Genomic DNA, 596 nt, shown 5'->3' on the forward strand with positions numbered 1-596 from the left:
CCATCACGTACAAGCTGTACGAGGAAATCGCGGAGGAACAGCTCATGGAGATGCACCCGATGATGCGGACGATGTTCGGCGGGTAGCGCGCCGGAACGCACCCGGTCGAAAAATACCCGCATTCTGCGGGTGAGAACCCGGCGACGGCGGCTCGAACGCGGCCCGTCGCCCATCGGGCTTTTTCTATCCGGCCTTCGAGGGTTCACCTGATGGCCGACACGCAATCGACCGCGGGGAGCGGCGACGCTCCCCCTGAGGAGTCGGTGGAAACGGAGCTCTCGCGCGACAGGAGTCTCGCCGACATCACGTTCATCGGCGTCGGCGCGATGATTGGCGCGGGCGTCTTCGCGCTGACCGGATTCGCGGCGGGGCTGGCCGGCCCGGCGCTCACGGTGGCGTTCGTACTCAACGGGCTGGTGGCGATGTTCACCGCCGTCTCCTACGCCGAACTCGGGGCGGCGTTCCCCGAGGCCGGCGGCGGCTACCTCTGGGTGAAAGAGGCGCTGGCCGACCCCAACGGCTTCTACGCCGGGTGGATGAGCTGGTTCGCCCACGCCGTCGCGTGCGCGCTCTACGCCGTGACGTTCGGCGTCTTC

General features: G+C 67.8%; 1 protein-coding gene. It reads left to right on the forward strand.

The annotated features are described in order from the left end of the window. Window positions 1-209: 209 nt before the first annotated feature. On the forward strand, window positions 210-596 hold a 387-nt coding region (locus D3D02_RS18555; protein WP_121571338.1), incomplete at its 3' end, for an APC family permease.

This window comes from Halobellus sp. Atlit-38R, assembly GCF_003665925.1.
GTDB classification, from domain to species: domain Archaea; phylum Halobacteriota; class Halobacteria; order Halobacteriales; family Haloferacaceae; genus Haloquadratum; species Haloquadratum inordinatus.